Source organism: candidate division KSB1 bacterium (assembly GCA_034506395.1).
Taxonomy (GTDB): Bacteria; Zhuqueibacterota; Zhuqueibacteria; order Thermofontimicrobiales; family Thermofontimicrobiaceae; genus Thermofontimicrobium.
In genome coordinates, this window is record JAPDPQ010000037.1 from 1 (window position 1) to 20201 (window position 20201).

Here is a 20201-nt window from a genome sequence, read left to right on the forward strand (position 1 = left end):
GGGATGCGCTGGCAACATATCTCAACGAGTTGAATAAAGACCTGGCGTTTCAAACTCAAAAATTAGAGAGAACTCGAAAATCCCGCCAGATGCTCAGCGCCGCTGATATCGATAGCATGGCGGAATCGCTGCTCTGGGAGCAAATGGAATACGCCGAATCCCTACGCCGACTGGTTGCAGAGACCGAGCATCGGATCAATCTGCGCTCCGTCATTGCGCCCTGCGATGGCTTTGTAACTGAAATTCTGGCTCGGCCTGGCGATGTGATCGATGCCTTTCTGCCCATTATCACGGTGGAAGAGGCCAGGCCAACTTACCTGGACGTTTACATTCCCGAGCAATCCAACCTGGCACTTCAGGTGGGCATGAAGGCAGAAATTTATTCTTCCCGCAGTCGCAATTACAATACGACTGGGATGGTGACATTCATCCATCCTGAATTCACCCGAGCCTCGGAGCGGTTGTCGTTTCGAGGGCAAATTTTCTGGGCCCGCAAAGTGCGGGTCGAATTGCCAAAGGATCATCAGTTGCTCCCTGGCGAGGTGGTGAATGTTCGCATCCTGAAAAAAAATGCGGCCAATCAATCGGCTTCGCTGATCGCCTCAGAAAAAAAATCTGCGGATGCCAATCCGCTTCAAAAGAAGGCACCATCAGTGATTCCAATGGAGGTACCACAAAATCTATGGAACAAAACCCGCTTTGAGCCTTCGGGCGTTGCCTGGTTACCTGATATTCAAAAATTTTTGATCGTGAGTGATGATACAGGCATTCAGGACGCTCTTAACGATCATGCGCCATACCTGTTTTTGATGGACGAGAGCGGTAACGTGGCTGAAGCACCTATGCCCCTGCTCGGTATCGAAAAGATTAATGATCTTGAAGCCATTGCACCAGCGGGGAATGGTGCTTTCTATTTGATTTCTTCTCAAAACATCAGTAAAAAAAATAAACGACCTGGTAGCAGAGAACTGATCATCAAAGTCCAGCGAGATGGTGAAAAATTGGTGGTGCAGGGACAGGTTCAATTTTTATCACTCTTGCTGAATTCTTTTTCATTGCCAGAATTGCGAGCGTTGGGTCTGGAAAAATTCGAAGCCGATGGCCAGCCTGTCTTGAATATCGAGGGGGCGGCGTTTCATGACCATGCGCTTTATCTTGGCTTGAAGGAGCCTGTTACCAACAAAGGCGCCATTATCTGGAAGCTGGAAAATGTGGATGACATTTTTACAAGTCGAAAATTAGCGCCGAATCAATTATCCGTCTATGGCTTTGTGCAATTGGGGCATCATAAAAATAAATCGGCGGGCATTTCAGATTTGATGTTCGATCAAAATGGCCGATTGTGGGCGCTCTCCACCATTGTGGATGCCAAAGATGATGACCAATTGGGCGGCTTCCATCGCATCGACCGCTTTGCCGATGGGCGACTGGCAGCGACTCGGATTTTTAGTTTTCCAAATTTGAAGCCTGAGGGGATTTGCTGGCAGGGAAGTGAGCGATTTCTCATTGTGTTTGACAAGGATAATGAGAATCCAGTGTTTTGTTTTGTTGATGTGAAGGAGCTATGACTGGAGTGATGGATTATTGGAGTATTGAGTTGGAAAATTATCACTCATGAGCTCGGTTTTTCATTCAATTGGACATCTGCAAAATACAGGATTTTGTCATTCCGAACGAAGCGAAGCGGAGTGAGGAATCTGCATATCTCAAAATTGATTTTTTAGCCAGATTCCACTAAATCTGCGAAAACGGCGGACGCAAGCGGAGCGATCCCTTCTATTAAAGAGCTAAGAGATTCCTCACCGCCGACTGACGGCTCGGAATGACGGATTTCCGCATCTTGAAGATATCTATCAATGAATGGCAACTTTTTAGGGACTCAAAGAATGTTCAGAACAAAGCATCACCACCTTTTTTTAAATTTGATCTGCCTGATCCATTCGATGGTCTTTTCCATCCCGATTTTTGCTCAATCGGACGACGCTCCGAATGATATGAAAGGGGAGAATGAAGCCACTTATTTTCCTGCGTTAACTGGCACTGCGGTTTCGGAGCAGCAGGTGATCGAATTGGCTTTGAAAAATAGCCGAAAGCTCCAATCATTGGTCACGAATGTCGCCATTGCTAATTATCGGCTTCGATCCAGCGGCTCGATGCGGAATCCCGAGCTACGCATCAGCGAAGTTTCAACTCGCTATTACACCCAGGAATTCGATGAGCTGCGACTTGGCTTGCGCTTTCGTTTGCCGCAGTTGGGTGAACTCGGTGAAGAAAAACAAGAGGCACGAGTCGATCTTTGGGATCGAAAAGTCGAGGAGGTTCGGTATCGCCAGGAGCTTATCGCTAGGGTTCGCAAGGATTATGCCGATGTGTTGATGTACGACCAATTGGCGGAGATCGCTCGGCAACGGGTAGCTAAGGCGGACGAAAGAATTCAGATCATCGAAAAACTGGTGGAATTAGGCCGTCGTTCTGTCGTTTATTTTACCAAGGCCAAAATGTGGCATGCGGAATCGAAAAACGATCTGGCACTGGCATTGCAAAACCAGGGCCTGGCTCGTCGAAAGCTATCGAAACGGACTGGTCTACCCGAAAATTTGCCGATTGTTTATCATGAGCTGCCAGAGGTGACCCAGGATGTGGATGAGCTGATCAAACTGGCGATCGCTCATCGCCCCGAAATCGACCTGGTGCAACAGCGGATCGAATTGGCCAATAAACAACAAAAGCTGGAATATCTGAAATTGATCCCTTGGTTCAACTTTATCGAGCTGTCGTATCATGCGGAAAAGGAGCGCCGTGAGGATTGGGGTGAGTTCATGGCGGGCATCAATCTGCCGCTGTTCAATTGGAATATCGGAAATATTCAGGCGACGCATCTGGCGGTGAAAAAGAAGACCGATGAATCCGATGCCATCAGAGAATCCGTCGCCGAAGAGGTGCGATCTGCTTACAACATTTACAAAGATCTGCTATTGGATTGGAAAAATTTCAGTGCCAGTGGGGCCGAGCTGATTGCCAATGCTACCAAACTGGTCACCGAAGCCCGACAACATGAAACCCTGATGCCTGATGAAGTGGTGGAGATGGAATGGACCATTTTTGATACGCAGCGATTACTGGCCGAAAAAAGAAGGGAAGTAGCTCATGCCTTGGCGGATCTGTACTTTGCCATTGGGATCGAGGGATACGAACAATTGATACGATGAATAGATAAATTGAGAATAACTTCCAGATCCCAAAAACCAAATTTCAAAAATTTTCAAATTCAAATTTCCAAATACCAAATCTCCGTCTGTTTGGAATTTGATGTTTTGATCATTGAATGTTGTCACTACCTGGTCAGATTAAATTAGGCAATATCAATTTTTCAACTTCAGGTTAACGAACATCCCTCCTGGCCCCCCTTCAAAGGGGGGAACGCAAGTCCCCCTTTGAAGGGGGATTTAGGGGGATGTTACCGCTAATCTGATTAAGTGTATTATTTGTAACTCGATGTTTGATATTTGATATTTTAGACAAGAATTGTAAATGATGTCAAAAGAACTGAGTGAAATAAAACGCTACGAATTGAAATACACCATCACCGAAGAGTTGGCAGCTCAAATTCGAGAACATATCAAGCATATTTGCACCTACGATATCCATGTTCCGCCAGGAGAACAGGGTTACATTGTCAATAATTTGTATTTTGATACGCCTGATCTGAGATTTTATTATGATACCAAATTCCGCAAACTGACTCGCTATAAGCCCCGAGCCCGTTTTTACGGCGAAAAAGCCACCGACCTCATCTGGCCTGAGATCAAATATCGCAATGCCAGTGTGATCTGGAAGCGGCGCTATTGCATTCCAGTGACGGAATGGCCCAACTTGTTCCATCCAGGTTTGGCAGATGAGCGCAAACCCATGGTCAAACCGCATTTGGATACTTTCGATGATCTGATTTACTGGTACGGCGCTCAGCCTGTGTTGCATGTCCGTTACTTTCGGGAACCTTACGTGACTGAATTGGAAGAATATGGCCGTGTTACCTTTGACCGCCAATTGTGCTGCCGTCCTACCCATGGTTCATTCGATTTGAATTACGATGAGCAGGAGATGATCTACTATGATGATCCCATGAATGCCCGAAGCGCTGATTCGCCCGTGATCCTGGAAATCAAAGTCGAAACCTTGATCCCGATCTGGGCCATCGAGCTGATCCGCAAATTCAATCTCCAGCAACGGGGATTTTCGAAATATTGTTATGGCATTGAGAGCATCTTTGGAGTTAGCGGAGGGGGAAGGACTTCAATTTTCGATTAAAGCTGATACCATCACATTGTATTTCTCGGGCGATTATTCCAATTCAACCTACCGTTTTGCATCTACAAATGACTTCGCTTCAGATTTCAATCCGATTTCCAACATGTGAAACGGTCATCTCACCCGAAATTTTAAATCATCTTTCCAATTTTTTGTTGTTAAATTTGGAATAAAATATTCCCGTGCTTTGTCAATAGATGAAAAAGCCTCCGTTTCGTTTATCTCTCAAACCAAAATATCCAGGTCTTCTGAGAGGAGAAAAAATGCGTAAAAGAAAAATTATATTACTTGGGACCTGCGCTCTTATCCTGTTAATGCCCTTAGCTTGTGAAAAAGCTACCAAGCCCATCGCACCCACTGATGAAAATGTTTCGGATGGCAGCGGGAATACCGTGGTCAGCCATAGTGGAGGTTATTCCGAAGCATTAGCAAAGGCAATGGCAGAGAATAGCTGGCATCACGAAGAAGCTGATGATTACGCCTGGGACAATTCTCAAGTGACCCAAATCTCACTGAACATAAATTCGATAACCGTCAATGGAGCTGGTGCGACAGTTACCGATCGCAGAGTGGTCATTAGCTTGGCAGGCACTTATAGCCTCAATGGCACGCTGACGGACGGGCAGATCATCGTGAATACCGAAGATAAGGGAGTAGTGCGGCTGATCCTGAACGGAGTCAATATCAGTAATTCGACCAGTGCGCCGATCAATATTCAGGCTGCCAAAAAAGTCATCATCATCCTCGCCAGTGGGACGGAAAATGTTGTGACCGATGGTGCCTCCTATATTTTCGATACTCCAAATCAAGACGAGCCCAATGCGGCCATTTTCAGCAAGGCCGACCTCACGATTTATGGCAGCGGTTCGTTGACCGTCAAGGGAAATTATAATGATGGGATTGCCAGCAAGGATGGGCTCATCATCGCAGGTGGCTCTGAAAAGATTACCTCCGTCGATGATGGTCGACCCAAAACGGCTGATGCCAGCGTGTCCCTCAACGTAACTGCCAAGGATGATGGCATCCGTGGCAAGGACTACGTGGTCATTCGGGATGCAGAGATCACGGTCAAGGCTGGCGGCGATGGCTTGAAATCCGATAATGCGACTGATGCGACCCGAGGCTATATCTGGATCCAAAGCGGTGGCATAAATATTGCGTCAGGAAAAGATGCTATCAGTGCCGAAACGGATGCGTTAATCAGCGATGGGACATTCAACCTTACTTGCGGCGGCGGCAGCAATTCCAGCGTTCCCATTGGTACGTCAGCCAAGGGGATCAAGGGGTTGGTGCTGACGATTATCGCTGGCGGCAATTTTACAATCGATGCTGCCGATGATGCCATTCACTCGAACGATGCGGTGATCATAGACAACGGCACCTTTGCCATTACCACCAAAGATGCGGCGATCCATGCCGATCGTATAGCAACCATTAATGCTGGCACTTTGAACATCTCCAAAAGTTATGAAGGCATCGAAGCCGCTGCTATTACCATCAACGACGGCTATCTTAACATGGTGACCAGCGATGATGGCTTTAACGCTACCAAGGGTAAACGAACCGAGGCGAATGATGGTAGCAGTTTGATGATCAATGGTGGATTTATCGCTGTCAATTCCTCTCGGGGGGATGGTTTGGATAGCAATGGCAATGCCTCCATTTCTGGTGGCACCGTCATCGTTCATGGGCCGCAGTCGCAGCCAGAGGTTGCCTTTGATATCAATGGAACATTTAACGTTTCAGGTGGGTTGTTTATAGCAACAGGACCTAATTCAGGATTCATGATAGAAGTCCCAAGCAATTCATCGAGCCAATATTCGGTCTATGTGGCTTTTTCAGGTGGCTTTTCTGCATCATCTTTATTCCATATTGAAGATGCTGGCGGCAACGATCTCGTGACGTTCAAACCTGTTCGGAATTGCTATTATTTTGTGTTCTCATCGCCAAAGCTGACCAGAGGATCAACCTATTCGATTTATACAGGAGGTTCATCGACGGGCACCAATACCAATGGGCTATATGTGGGTGGAAGCTATTCGGGCGGATCATTGAGAAAGAGCTTTACGATCTCGAGTGTTGTGACGAAGGTGAACATCTAAAAGATAGTCCGCCTTACAGAATTTATAAAAAATTGTTGTTCAAAATACGTCATTCCGAACGAAATGAGGAATCTGTATAAGTCATTTGTCTTTTAATGGACGGATTCCTCATTCCGCTTCGCTCCATTCGGAATGACAACGTAGACTGCTAAAGTGGACTACATCTGTAACTTTTAAGGAGCTTCAAATGAAAAAATTATTTTCAGTTGCTTCAATCTTCCCATTCTTATTAGCCACATCTGTTCTGGCAGGCAGCGACATCGTGATCAATGAAATCATGTACAACAGCATCGGGAATGATGTCGAATTTGTTGAGTTGTATAACAACTCGACCAAAGAGTATAACCTGCAGAACTGGTATATCCTCGATGATAATGATAGCCACAGTCCTTGCTATTTGAATTGGGTGTTAAAACCAGGGGAGTATTTGGTCATCGTCAGCGATATCTCTCAATTCAAGCAGAAATACCCCACAGTCACTAAAATTAACCCCAATGCCTTCGACACGGGCGGAGCAGGCTGGTCATTGGGCAACGCTGGAGATGCCGTCCGATTATTTGATAGCAACAAAACGCTGCACGATATTGTGGTTTACAGCGATGGGGGGGACTGGCCCACATCACCCGATGGCAATGGACCTTCGCTGGAATTGCTCCATCCCTCGCTGGACAACTCGTTGCCCACCAGTTGGGATCCGAGCAAAATAAGCGGCGGGACGCCTGGAGCGAAAAACAGCGTTTACACGGAAAATGTCCAGCCCACCTGCAAAGATGGTTTTCGTTCCCCTGAGCTGCCAACCAGCTCTGATAACGTGACCATATCAGTTCTGGCTTTTGATAATGAAGGACTGTCGAAAGTGGAACTGTTCGTCAATCTCGGCTCTGGCTATAAAGCGCAGGCCATGTACGATGACGGCACCAACGGCGATGCCAAAGCTGGCGATTCATTATACAGCACTATCATCCCTGCCCAGGCCAGCGGCAAGGTGGTGAAATATTATGCCGTGGCGACCGACAATATCGGTCAACAGGATAGTTGGCCCAACAACGCGCCGACCGATTATCATGCCTATACAGTGGACTATAAGCCCCCAAAACTGCGGATCACTGAACTGTTGGCGGTCAACAATACCGTCAATAAAGATGAATATGGTGAATACGATGATTGGTTTGAAATTCACAATGAAGATACCCGAACTATCAATTTGAACGGCATGTTCGTAAGCAATAATTTGAATAATCCCAGGGCATTCAAATTGCCCGCTATCAGCATCGCTCCTGGGGAATATAAAATTTTCTGGGCGGACAATACGCCAACTCAGGGCAACTGGCATGTGGATTTTAAGCTGTCATCATTGGGTGAGGAAGTGGGCATTTTTGAAACGGTGGACCATGGCAATGTGCTGATTCATGGCTGGAAATTTGGTCGCATGAGCGCTGATGTTTCAATGGGCTTCATGCCTGAAACGGGTACCGCTCCTGAGTATCTGAAACCTCCTACACCAGGCGCCAGCAATGCAACCAGCCAGCTATTTTCACCCGTCTGCATCAATGAATTTCAAGCCACCAGCGCCTTTGGCGGCACCGATGATTGGGTGGAAATCTACAACCGTGGCACCCAGCCGTTCGACCTATCGGGCTGCTTTTTATCCGATGAGCGGACCAATAATACCAAATGGAAATTTCCCCAGGGCAAAATTTTAAAACCTGGCGAATATCTGGTCATTTATGAAGACGCGCTCGGCTTCGGATTTTCCTCGGAAGGAAGTGACGTCATCATGCTCACTGCCGCTGATAGCACCACGGGACTGGATTTCTACGATTTCGGTCCCCAACAGCCAGACAAAAGCGAGGGCCGCTACCCTGATGGCACCAATACGTGGCGATTCTTCAATGAGCCCACCAAAGGGGCAGCGAACCAACTCACCGCTGTGAAAAACGACCAAACCGCAATTCCGTTGCAATTTGCGCTGCACCAGAATTATCCGAACCCATTCAATGCAGCGACCTCGATCTCATTTTCCATCCCAAGCAGGGAGAGGGTCACGCTGGCGATCTATAATATGCTGGGGCAGAAAGTTGTGACTTTGATTGATGAAATTCTCCCGCCAGGACTTCATTCGGTCCGATGGGAAGCGGAAAATATTCCGAGCGGATTTTATTTCTATCAGATCAAGGCAGGGGATTATCGAGCGACGAAAAAAATGATATTGCTGAGGTGAGTGGATGAGCCGCAGTTTTTAGCCGATATGATAGTTTTCAAAAGATTGGTATTTTTAATGCCACAAAGACCCGAAACAAAACGGGACCTTATCAAAGATTTGCAAAAAGGAGTTTGAGTCCAGGTTAATACTGATGAGAATAACTTTCAGATCGATCATAAACCCGTCTTCCGATGTATTTCGGGCCGCCGTAACAAGCGTGCGAATTGTAAGCTTGCAAAGTTAATTGTCTCAAGGAGCACAAATTTTAAAAGACTAATATGGAGGCGGCGGTTGCCTATCATCATTCAAGGGCGGTCGTCCCAAGTCGCGATCAAAAGGCATCGGAGGGGGAGGCGGCATTCTTCCCGGTGGGGGTCGATGACCACGGCGTTGCCTGACTCGTTCCATCTCATTTTTCAAACGTGCTTTCTGTTCATCTGTCAAGACCTGATCCAGTTCGGTTCGCAAAGAATCCATAATCGCTTCCATTTGCTGAAACGATTTTTCGCGCTGTTCATGAAGTTTTCTTGAATATTTCCCCAGAATATCTCGCACGGCCTGATATTGGGATTCATCGGGCCGAATTAAATTTTCAAGGATGCGAGAGATCCCCTGAGGTTGTCGAAATTCCGCAAATCGCTTCTGAAACCGAAATCTCTGGATTGTTCGATCTAGAAAAACTCCCAACACAACACCGATCAGTAAAGTGATGAGCAGAATGAAAGTCGTTTTCGTTTTTGTTGTCATGATCATTACTCCATTGCCCATACAATGGCGGGATCGAGCGCCTGTTCCAGCTTGATCTCTGGTTCGGCAAAGGCGCTCGATAGCGATTTGTCTTCACTCATGAATAAATTATAGCTCAAAAGCACAACAAGCAGTATGGTCACTGCAATCGCCACTGGCCGAAACACGGTGATCAGCGAATCAACGAAGCTTTCCGCAGGACGCCGATAGTCACGGATTTTTTGGATGACTTTTTCCGCGAAAAAGGGCCGAAATGTTCGATGGCCGCTATGGGAAATCATTGAACGCAACTGTTCGATCCGATTTTTCTCTGCTCTTAGGGCTGCTGAGTCAGAGAGCGCCTGGTCTAATTGCTTCTGCTCGGCAGGGCTTAATTGTCCGTCGAACGATCGATAGAGCAATGACAACAGCTTTTGGTTCATTTTAGATCTCCTAAGTGCGTTGCTAACAACTTTTTCAATTTTTGTTGCGCTCGAGCTAATCGGGATAATACGGTCCCAATCGGCAAATTTAAAATTTTCGCTGTTTCAGCAGTGGAGTAGCCGTCGATCAGCCGCAAGACAATTACAGAACGAAATTTTGGCTCAAGTTGCTGAATCGCCTGCTGCACTACGTCTCTGCGGTCATCGAATTCATTTCGCTCTTTTTCATCCGGGATGTTCAAATCTTCGTCTGACAGTTTCCGAAAAAAAAGCAAAGACTTTCGCTTCCGGCGTTTCAATTCGTTCAGTGATAAGTTAATCGCGATCCGAGTGAGATAAGTTCCCACACTTGCCTCACCACGGAATTGCTTCAATTTTTTATAGAATCGAATAAACGTCTCCTGACCGACATCTTCGGCCTCTGGACAAGCTCCCAGCATTCCGATGACCGTGGAGGCAACGCGGGACTCATAGCGTTTGATCAATTCCCGAAACGCATTTTCATCACCTTGAAGTGTCGCTTCTATAAGTTGCTGGTCAGTCACGGCCATTTTCCTCTTCATTTGTTAGACCATTGAAAAGGGAGCTTTATTCCCAAATAAAATCAGTTTTTCATGGTTGAAAAAAATGAATCATGGAAGATCCACGGAAAATTGCGTGGATAATTTGTATGGAGCTTCCAAAATGTCCCACGGTGAAAAAATTTGATTCCTTGCTACTTTTTCGGCTTCCACGAGACCAGCTTTAAAGTAACCTTGGATTCATTGGAATTTGGTACCGTTCTCCCGGAGAAAGCCGTGCTGCCTTCATTAAAATCGTTGAGACTATATTCCACCAGAAGCCCCTCTTTCGGAGCAAACCAGACATCTGCTTTAGTTTCCCCTTCGCTCTCACCACTGATCCTGTTACCCTGGCGTTGGCTTTCGAATGAACGGGAATAATTAGACTCGATCCGAAGATGGAGGCATTTGAACCCATTTTTCTGTTCTTCCCCGATCACTGTGTACTTTGTGGTACCTGTGATTTTTTGATCCTGAATCATTCGTCCAAAAAAGCCGGCAGCGCCTCCATCCATATCTTTGAAAGGCTCGGTCCATGTGTCGCCCACCTTCACCCGTCTGGTAGGCAATTGAATGAAATTGATTCGCACCTGATTCAAGGGATTGCCAAAGCGGCCTCTCATCGGTCGGTCATCCGCCCGCTCAGGACGCTCTGGCATGGGGATGCTATCGATCGCCGAAATGTCTCGCTGTTCCCCAGCGGGGGTAATTTTGATACGAAGGCGCTTTCCCTCCAATACCTTTGGATCGAGAGGCGGAAAACCGCGTCCCCCTCGGGCTCCTTCCATGGTAATTTCCAATTTCTTTACCGTGAGAACGAAGCTAAGCAAACTGTCCGCATGCTCTGCCTGCAAATCAAAATCGAAGATTCTTGTCGTAGTGAATTCCGTGGTTTCTCCCTCGCGCTCAGTTGCCCGAGTGTCGGTCCGGCTGCTCTGATAGCTCAGCAGATCACCCGCCTGTGCTTTGTAAGCAAGAGAAATTTCAGATTGCGGAGCGGCAACTGCAGAGCCATGAATCATCGCAACTGCCAGAATCACGAAAATCCAGCAGCTCATGAGTAAATGAGACGTTCTTGATAACATAGGACCCTCCAAATGGATTTTAACTTGACGCCTGTCCATTATCCAAGCAAAAAACAGAAATTACTATCAATTCTTTAAACACCTATTCGAATCATTTCTTGTGAGCAATAAGGAACTCATTTTAAAATCATCGGCAACTTCTATGCGATAAGCTGAAATTGAGCGTCAAAACAGCTCACTCAATTGAATCTGGCTTAGCAGAATTATTTAGCAGCCGCCTGACAATGAACAATCAAGTTAAGCAGCAAACAAGGCGATTATCAAAATAATTGGGGAAATCATTTTTTTTAGACTGCTGAAAAATTCAAAATTTGCAAAATTATCGTCATGCCTGAGACGGAAAGAGGGTCTAAACTTATTAATCGGTTGCACCAGAAAGAGTCGTGCATCATCTTCTGGAGGTGCTGCAATATTTGTTCGATATTGGTTCATTTTGGGGGTATCACTCATTTTGCTATAAATTTTTTTGGGGGATGACTGCCTTGTGGACAAATGCTATTCCACGAATTTTGTGTTGACAAATAAGTGCAATTTGGTTATATTAAAAACCAATCAAGTATCGAAGGGTTCTCGAAACAAAGCGGCCAATTTTTTTCATGAGTTTGAAGTTGGAATGGATGAAGAAAATTTTCAACCAAATAATGGAGGACAGGCTATGGCAAAATATGCTGGTAAAAAGGTCGGTGTTGTCCTTTCGGGATGTGGTGTCTATGATGGATCGGAGATCCATGAGGCGGTACTGACGCTCCTAGCGATCGACAGAGCTGGAGCTACGGCGATCTGCATGGCCCCGAATGTGGCACAAATGCATGTCGTAGATCATGTGAAGGGGCAGCCAGTTAGCGGCGAGACTCGTAATGTTTTGGTTGAGGCGGCGCGAATTGCGCGAGGCGAAATCAGACCCATGGATCAGGTGAAAGCGGAGGATTTGGATGCTTTGATTTTCCCCGGTGGTTACGGAGCCGCCAAAAATTTGTGCACGTTCGCGGTCGATGGTATTAACTGCAAGGTCAATGCCGAAGTGGAGCGCTTAATAAAGGAGATGTACCAGGCGAAGAAGCCGATGGGGTTTATTTGTATCGCTCCAGTAATCGCTGCCAAGGTCCTTGGGGATTATCATCCGAAATTGACGATTGGCAATGACCCAGATACAGCGAACGCCATCGAAAAATTGGGTGGGAAGCATGTAATTCGAAAAGTGGAAGAGGCAGAATGTGATAAAGCGCATAAAATCGTTTCTACCCCAGCCTATATGTTAGGTCCTACCATTGCCCATGTCGCTAAAGGGATCGAGCAATGCGTAGAGCAGGTGCTGCACTTGATTAGCTGATTTGAGGAGTGGGTAGAGTCATTAGGATGCCGGGAAGCGATTACCTTGGCTATTAAATGATGCTCCTGCGCCAGCCCATTGCGAGAGCAATCGGCTGGCGTTGGAGGTAATTCGTGATCAATCTCCCAGGCAGGTGCCCAGGGAGCGCGCCATCGCGATGTAAGGATGATCTAATGGGACGGTTCGGGTTTTTCCCGCCACGTCTTTGATAGGAACGGTGATGATATCGCTGCCTCGCAGCGCCACCATCTGACCGAAATTTCGCTTTGCCACTTGTTCGGCTGCACAGACGCCAAAGCGGCTCGCTAATAATCGGTCTGCTGGCGAGGGAACGCCGCCGCGCAACAGGTGCCCCAGGATGGTCACCCGCGTTTCAACCTGGATTTTGTCTTCGATGTCATCGGCCACTTTATGACTGATGCCACCAAGCCGCACAGGCTCTGGACTCCCTTCGATGCGTTTCTTCACCACCATTTCACCTCCCTTGGGCTTTGCCCCTTCACCGACAACCAAAATGCTGAAGTATCTTCCCTGATATTTTCGTTCTTTAATCGCGTTGCAGACGCTATCGATATCGTAGGGGATCTCTGGGATCAAAATGATGTCACCACCACCTGCAATTCCAGAGCATAATGCCAACCAGCCAGCATAGCGCCCCATGACCTCGATCACCATCACGCGATGGTGCGATTGTGCGGTGGTATGAATCTTATCGATCGCTTCAGTGGCCGTCGTCAACGCAGAATCAAAGCCGAAAGTCACGTCCGTGCCGACCAGGTCATTGTCGATGGTCTTCGGGATTCCAACGATCGGGACGTTTCGATTGGCCAGTTTTTGACTTACCACCATAGTACCATCGCCGCCGATACAGACCAACGCCTCTAGGCCGAGCTCGTCGATGGTCTTGAGCGCTTGGTCCGAACGGTCGCGAAATTCGTATTTTCCATCCACAAGAACCGGGTATCGGAACGGATCCGCGCGGTTGCTCGTCCCCAGGATCGTCCCACCGCGCGTCAAAATTCCAGAAACCACATCATTGGTCAAATTAATGAAACGTTTTTCTACTAAACCTTCAAATCCATCTAAAAATCCCACCACAGCCATATTGTAATTTTTGACTGCGGTTTTCACAACGGCGCGGATGACTGCATTCAAACCAGGGCAATCTCCGCCGCCAGTCAAAATTCCTATTCTTTTTGGTGTGCTCATTGTTCAAATCCTTCTGTTAAATTTCGTTCTTTTTCATGCCGCTGCTGTTCTCGCGTTCTTCACTATCTGATTTTATGAAACAAAGATGAAGTGATTTCAGAAGCTGAAGATCGTCATTGATCAAAATAATCGTGTTGACGCTCGGATCTAAAATACACAAGTTACAAGCAGCAGGAGATTTATTTTTCTTTGTAGCACTGCAAGTTACTCTGAACTGGTTTCATCAGATAATCAATCAAACTAGAGTTATTTTTCCTTTGGAATCATCCGATCATCGCTGAGGACCGAGAAGTTAGGTGGAAGCAGGGCGCTCTATTCTGCCGCCACATAATTTTGCAGACGGCCAATCTGATCGATTTCTACAATCACAACATCCCCAGGCTTCAGTTCAGCAACCCCCTCTGGAGTCCCGGTGGCAATGATGTCGCCAGGTGAGAGAGTTAGATGTCTGGAGATGAATTGGATAATCTCGGGCACTTTGAATATGAATTGCGAGGTATTGGATTTTTGTCGTACTGCGCCATTCACCGTAACCGTCAGCTCAAGCTGATGAGGGTTATCAATGACGCCGTGAGGCACCAGATATGGGCCGATCGGACAAAAGGTGTCGAAGCTTTTGCTTCGCATCCAGGGAAGCTTATTTTCAATGTCTTTTATCTGGAGCTCCCGCGCTGTGACATCGTTAACTATGGTGTAACCGGCAACAAATTCATAAGCTCGGGACTCGGAGATATATTTGCCCGACTTGCCGATCACCACAGCCAATTCCCCCTCATGGTCGACCCGACCTACATTTTTGGGAAGCAATATGGTTCCTTCATGGGCCAATAATGATGATGGCATTTTGGCAAAGATGATTGGCTCTTTTGGCACAGGATTTTTGAACTCTTCCGCATGTTTGCGATAATTGCGGCCTAAACAGATAATTTTCTGCGGACGTGCGATCGGCACGTCAAATCGGATCGGCGCTTGAATTCTTAAATCATCCAACGGTCGGAGATCGCTCACGGTCTTTATGACCTCGGTAATATTTTCTTTATTGAAGAGCTCCAGTTCGATCATCACTTGGAGGAAACTCAATTCGGGAAAATGATGTTTGCCACGGATATCCTTAAACATCTCCCAGATGCGGGAAAAATCATATTTTCTCCCGTCCAGTTCAATCCCAATCCGCACCAGTTGATCTTTGTTGAGAAATGAAAATAATTTCAACGAAACCTCCTCGACCTGTTACCCACTTTATATGATTTGCCAAATTTCAGGCACAAGTATAGGAATTTAAGAGGAAATAATCAAGGAAAATTTCAAAAGATTTTAGGTTTGCCCTTACTCTTTTTGGGGCCATCGATTTTAAGCCCCGCTCGTTAGTTCTGAGATTCGAGCTGCTTCGCATCCCGATTGTGTCAATTTGTTCGATCATTGTTATATGATAATCACTCCTCTGCCTGCCTGATTAAGGATGAATTGGTTTGAAAAGGCTTAAAGATCGCACTCTTGCTGTGGCCGAAGACGATGATGGGTTATAGAACGATTGATCAGTTTGAACCAATGCCGATCATGATTTGTGGCAAATTTTTCCCTTGATTTTTAGCGATGATTTTCTTAACATTGCCACTAAATTTATCTTTCATTTTATAAATTTATTTTTTATATTTAGTGCTCAAATTAGAATAGAGCAAGCAGAGGAAGCCAATCATGGGGTTCATTGGCTGAAGGTTGTTTTAAGAGGAGTTTGATAGAGTTATGGCCGAGAAAGAAATTGCCAAGGTGTACGATCCCAAACAGGTGGAAGAAAAATGGTATCGTCATTGGATGGAGGAAAACTATTTTCATGGGGAAGTGAATCCAGATAAAAAGCCCTATTCGATCGTTATCCCGCCACCGAATGTGACCGATGTCTTGCACATGGGCCATGCTTACAATAATACGATCCAGGATATTCTGATTCGCTATCATCGGATGGCCGGATATGAGACGATGTGGCTTCCGGGAACTGATCATGCAGGAATCGCCACCCAGAATGTGGTAGAGCGGCATTTGAAGCGGACTGAGCAAGTCACCCGACATCAATTGGGCCGTGAAGAATTTGTCCGTCGCGTCTGGCAATGGAAAGAAAAATATGGCAGCGTTATCATCGAGCAGTTGAAAAAACTGGGTTGCTCTTGCGATTGGCAACGGGAGCGCTTCACGATGGACGAGGGTTTATCTCGGACCGTGATTGAAGTGTTCTGTCGGCTATATGAAAAAGGACTCATTTATCGAGGCAGATACATTATCAATTGGTGCCCGCGTTGTAGTACAGCGCTATCGGATGAAGAGGCAATTCATCGCGATGAACAAGGAAAGCTCTGGTACATCCGCTACCCATTGAAAGGCAACGGTTCATATATTACTGTAGCGACCACGCGTCCCGAGACCATGTTGGGGGATGTGGCCGTTGCGGTAAATCCCAATGACGAGCGCTATGCTGGACTGATTGGAAAGACCGTTATTCTGCCAGTGATGAACCGAGAGATCCCGATCATTGCTGATGAAATTGTCGATGCCCAATTCGGCACTGGTGCGGTGAAGGTCACCCCGGCGCATGATCCGAACGATTTCGAGATCGGGCTGCGCCATCAACTGCAGCCGATCAATGTGATGAACGAGGACGGGACGATGAACGAGAATGCCGGCAAATATAATGGGTTCGATCGGTTCAAATGTCGCGAGGCATTGGTGAAAGAACTTGACGACGCTGGACTTTTGGAGAAGATCGAAAATCACCAACATGCCATCGCGCATTGTCAGCGATGTGATACGATCATAGAACCATACCTATCGGCCCAGTGGTTCGTGAAAATTAAACCTTTGGCCGAACCAGCACTGAAGGCGGTGCTGGATGGCCGCATCCAATTTCATCCTGATAAATGGGTAAAAGTTTATGCGAATTGGATCGAGAACATTCGGGATTGGTGCATTTCGCGGCAATTATGGTGGGGGCATCGCATTCCGGTATATTATTGCCAAGATTGTAATGAAATGATGGTGCGTCGCGAGGCCCCGCAAAGTTGCAGCAAATGCCAAAGCACCCGGATAGTCCAAGACGAGGATGTGTTGGATACATGGTTTTCGTCATGGCTCTGGCCGTTTTCTACCATGGGCTGGCCTGAGGAAACGCCTGAATTGAAATATTTTTATCCCACCCACACGCTGGTTACTGCCCCCGATATTATTTTCTTCTGGGTGGCACGGATGATCATGTCTGGGCTGGAGTTCATGGGCGATGTGCCATTTCGTCACGTCTATTTCAATGGGTTGATCCGCGATGCTCAGGGCCGAAAGATGAGCAAAACCTTGGGCAATGGCATCGACCCATTACAAATGGTGGAAAAATACAGCGCCGATGCCGTACGGTTCTCGTTGCTGATGCTGACCTCTGAAGGACAAGATATCAATCTGGCTGAATCGAATTTCGAAATCGGACGCAACTTCTCCAATAAACTGTGGAATGCCTATCGTTTTCTGGCCCTGAGCTTTGACGAAGAAGAGCTGCCACGGCTGCTGAAAAATGGCAAATTTCTGGATCAGGCAGACGGATTGCAATTGGCCGATCGATGGATTTTGAGCCGATTGCATCGGACCATCGTGGCTGTTACCAAAGCTCTGGACGAATTTCATCTCAATGAAGCAGTGGACAATTTGTATTCGTTTTTCTGGCGCGAATTCTGCGATTGGTATTTAGAGCTTATCAAGCCAAGACTGTATGGAAAAGATCAGGCTGCCCGCGAATTAGCACTGGGGATTGGAATTCATGTGCTGCGCAATGTCGTCCAATTATTGCATCCTGTGATTCCATTCATCACTGAAGAAATCTGGCACGGCTTGAAGCTGCCGTCAGAACCAGATATCATCGTTTCTTCCTGGCCTATTGCAGATCAGCGCTATTGGAATGATGATGCAGAAAAAGACCTGGCCTTGCTGCAGCAGCTTATTGGATCGATCCGCAATATCCGCGGTGAGATGAATGTGCCCCCAGCCAAGCAAGCCCAGGTGCTCATTAAAAGCAGCAATCAAAAGCATCTTGCATTGATCGAGCAAAATCAGGTCTATTTGACTTCTTTGGCGCGACTGAGTGATGTAGTTCTCGGCAGCGATCTGACGAAACCGCGGTATTCTGCCAGTTCCGTGGTTGCCGATCTGGAGATCTTCGTGCCTTTGGAAGGACTGATCGATATTGAAGTCGAGCGCAATCGCTTGACCAAGGAGATCGTGCGATTGGAAAAGCAGATCGAAGCGATCAATGCGAAGTTGCTGAATCAAGATTTCCTGGCCAAAGCCCCCAAAGAGGTTGTAGATCGAGAGCGTCAGAAGTGCAATGATTTTCAGGCCAATGTGACCAAACTTCAGGAGAATTTGCGAAGCTTAGAAGGGTAAGGCGTCAGATGGAACTTGTTTGTGGTTAAGATACCGAGTAACGATTTTCTGTCTTGTGCAATACGATTGGCTCAGATCCAATATGTGTCATATTTTGATAAACGATTTTTAAAATGCGCTGGGCTGGATGATTCTGGAATGGGGAGAGGATCCCATTTCTATTTTCGGAGATAAGCATCATCCCCATGTGGCTTTTTCGCCAACAAAATATTCACGGGGCGCAACAACGAATGAAATGAAGTCTCGGGTTGCGCCCTATGCAGAAGGAGAATTGAAATATGAGAACATTCATTTTATTCATGCTGCTTGGTGCGACGGTGTTTGGGAATGTCTGGAGCCAGAGCCGACGTCTTGCGGTAACTGTTTACAATAACGATCTTGCCGTGGTCAAAGATGTTCGAGAGATCGAGCTGCAAAAAGGCCGCTCCGAGCTCAAATTTCAGGATGTGGCCGCCTCAATCGATCCAACCTCGGTGCACTTCAAATCGCTTACTGCTCCAGATAAGGTGGCCATCGTCGAACAAAATTATGAGTACGATTTGATCCATACCGACAAGATCCTTCAAAAATATATTGATCGCAAGATCAGGATCGACTTGAAAGAGGGGATTTTTCATGGCACCTTGCTCAGCTATGATGGGGGCAATGTGATTGTTAAAACCGATGCCGATACCGTGAAGTTGATTTCGCGAAGCAATATTCTAAACATAGATTTTCCCAAGCTGCCTGAAGGGTTGATCACGCGTCCAACTCTGGTATGGATAATCGATAGCGATCAGGCCGGTAAGCATCAAACCGAGGTAAGCTACATGACCTCGGGAATGCGGTGGAGCGCCGAATATGTAGCAGTTGTCAAGAACGATGACCAACGGCTGGAATTGAACGCTTGGGTATCGATCGATAACCGATCTGGCGCTGCATATCCAGATGCGCGGCTCAAGCTCATCGCCGGTGAAGTTCATCGCATTCCTCAGGCAATTCCGCGGCGTGCTGCCAAAGGCCTGGCATTGGAAGCTATGGATGTAGCTGCTCCGCAATTCGAAGAAAAATCATTTTTCGAATATCACATGTACACGCTGACGCGACCCGCCACCATCTTGGATAATCAGATCAAGCAGATCTCATTGTTTCCTGCGGCTGAAACGCCGGTGAAGAAAATTTACAGCTACGAATCGCATCGTTCACAGGATGACATCCGGGTTAATCTGGAATTTTTTAACAGCCAACAAAACGGATTGGGGATGCCATTGCCGGCTGGAAAAGTGCGAGTCTATAAACAGGATCCAGCCGACGGTTCGCTTGAATATGTGGGGGAGGACCTGGTCGATCATACTCCCAAAGATGAAAAAGTCCGTCTGTTTCTGGGTAATGCCTTCGATCTCAAGGCAGAACGCGCAATGACCAATCGGGTCTCCACGGGCAAAAATTCTTGGGATGAGAGCTATCAGATAAAACTCCGTAACCATAAAGATGTGCCGGTGGAAATTGTGGTCGTCGAGAAATTTTATGGGTTCTGGGAGATTAAAAAATCGACGCACACCTATAAAAAGAAAGATGCCAACACGGTAGAATTTCTGGTGAATGTCCCCCGCGATCAGGAGGTAACTCTGGAGTATACGGTAGCGATCCGGACGCGATGATCGTCCGCCATTTAAAAAATGATTGATTCTGGCCATTCAGCAGCATGGCTTGCATGGGTAGCCTTTTGGATTGAAGGCGAAAAGATGAACGAATAAAAATGATGGGTGAAAGGAGATTCAATTTCATGGCGCATTGGAATTGAAGTGATTCTGATTGCTTATCTGTCGGGTGGGCGTTG

14 protein-coding genes are annotated in these 20201 nt (G+C 46.8%); 8 read left to right on the plus strand and 6 right to left on the minus strand.

Annotated features, from left to right (window positions below; translation table 11 throughout):
* The 5 genes from ONB37_17440 to ONB37_17460 all read left to right on the plus strand — a co-directional run.
* On the plus strand, window positions 1-1568 hold a 1568-nt coding region (locus ONB37_17440; protein MDZ7401945.1), incomplete at its 5' end, for an efflux RND transporter periplasmic adaptor subunit.
* A 318-nt stretch (window positions 1569-1886) separates the two neighbouring features.
* Window positions 1887-3209, plus strand: a complete 1323-nt coding sequence (locus ONB37_17445) for a TolC family protein (GenBank protein ID MDZ7401946.1) — start codon at window positions 1887-1889, stop codon at window positions 3207-3209.
* Between the two features lie 322 nt (window positions 3210-3531).
* Window positions 3532-4308 (plus strand): polyphosphate polymerase domain-containing protein, encoded by a 777-nt coding sequence (locus ONB37_17450; protein ID MDZ7401947.1) that lies wholly within the window; start codon window positions 3532-3534, stop codon window positions 4306-4308.
* Window positions 4309-4571: 263 nt separating this feature from the next.
* The gene (locus ONB37_17455; protein MDZ7401948.1) at window positions 4572-6410 is read left to right on the plus strand and encodes a carbohydrate-binding domain-containing protein; all 1839 of its coding nucleotides are present in this window, start codon (window positions 4572-4574) and stop codon (window positions 6408-6410) included.
* A gap of 187 nt (window positions 6411-6597) precedes the next feature.
* Entirely contained in the window at window positions 6598-8631 is a 2034-nt protein-coding gene (locus tag ONB37_17460; protein MDZ7401949.1) for a lamin tail domain-containing protein, read from the plus strand.
* A 255-nt stretch (window positions 8632-8886) separates the two neighbouring features.
* On the opposite strand, the gene ONB37_17465 is transcribed toward ONB37_17460, so the two are convergent.
* From ONB37_17465 to ONB37_17480, 4 genes are all read right to left on the minus strand, one after another.
* The gene (locus ONB37_17465) at window positions 8887-9360 is read right to left on the minus strand and encodes a hypothetical protein (protein MDZ7401950.1); all 474 of its coding nucleotides are present in this window, start codon (window positions 9358-9360) and stop codon (window positions 8887-8889) included.
* A gap of 5 nt (window positions 9361-9365) precedes the next feature.
* Window positions 9366-9782 (minus strand): hypothetical protein, encoded by a 417-nt coding sequence (locus ONB37_17470; protein ID MDZ7401951.1) that lies wholly within the window; start codon window positions 9780-9782, stop codon window positions 9366-9368.
* Window positions 9779-10333 (minus strand): sigma-70 family RNA polymerase sigma factor, encoded by a 555-nt coding sequence (locus tag ONB37_17475; GenBank protein MDZ7401952.1) that lies wholly within the window; start codon window positions 10331-10333, stop codon window positions 9779-9781. Before ONB37_17475 ends, ONB37_17470 begins: the two co-directional genes overlap by 4 nt.
* Before the next feature lie 164 nt (window positions 10334-10497).
* Window positions 10498-11427: a hypothetical protein gene (locus tag ONB37_17480; GenBank protein ID MDZ7401953.1), complete on the minus strand. Its 930-nt coding sequence runs from the start codon at window positions 11425-11427 to the stop codon at window positions 10498-10500.
* Window positions 11428-12082: 655 nt separating this feature from the next.
* Here ONB37_17480 and elbB point away from each other — a divergent pair.
* Window positions 12083-12757 (plus strand): isoprenoid biosynthesis glyoxalase ElbB, encoded by a 675-nt coding sequence (gene elbB, locus ONB37_17485; GenBank protein ID MDZ7401954.1) that lies wholly within the window; start codon window positions 12083-12085, stop codon window positions 12755-12757.
* Window positions 12758-12874: 117 nt separating this feature from the next.
* Here elbB and ONB37_17490 read toward each other — a convergent pair whose 3' ends face one another.
* Both ONB37_17490 and ONB37_17495 read right to left on the minus strand, forming a co-directional pair.
* Complete coding sequence (locus ONB37_17490) at window positions 12875-13966, minus strand: ATP-dependent 6-phosphofructokinase (protein ID MDZ7401955.1); 1092 nt, start codon at window positions 13964-13966, stop codon at window positions 12875-12877.
* Window positions 13967-14278: 312 nt separating this feature from the next.
* Window positions 14279-15178 carry a fumarylacetoacetate hydrolase family protein gene (locus tag ONB37_17495; protein ID MDZ7401956.1) on the minus strand — a complete coding sequence of 300 codons (900 nt, stop codon included), beginning with the start codon at window positions 15176-15178 and terminating at the stop codon, window positions 14279-14281.
* 531 nt (window positions 15179-15709) lie between these two features.
* Between ONB37_17495 and ONB37_17500 the strand changes: the two genes are divergently transcribed.
* Both ONB37_17500 and ONB37_17505 read left to right on the plus strand, forming a co-directional pair.
* Window positions 15710-18382, plus strand: a complete 2673-nt coding sequence (locus tag ONB37_17500; protein MDZ7401957.1) for a valine--tRNA ligase — start codon at window positions 15710-15712, stop codon at window positions 18380-18382.
* A gap of 278 nt (window positions 18383-18660) precedes the next feature.
* Window positions 18661-20022: a DUF4139 domain-containing protein gene (locus ONB37_17505; GenBank protein ID MDZ7401958.1), complete on the plus strand. Its 1362-nt coding sequence runs from the start codon at window positions 18661-18663 to the stop codon at window positions 20020-20022.
* Window positions 20023-20201 lie beyond the last annotated feature (179 nt).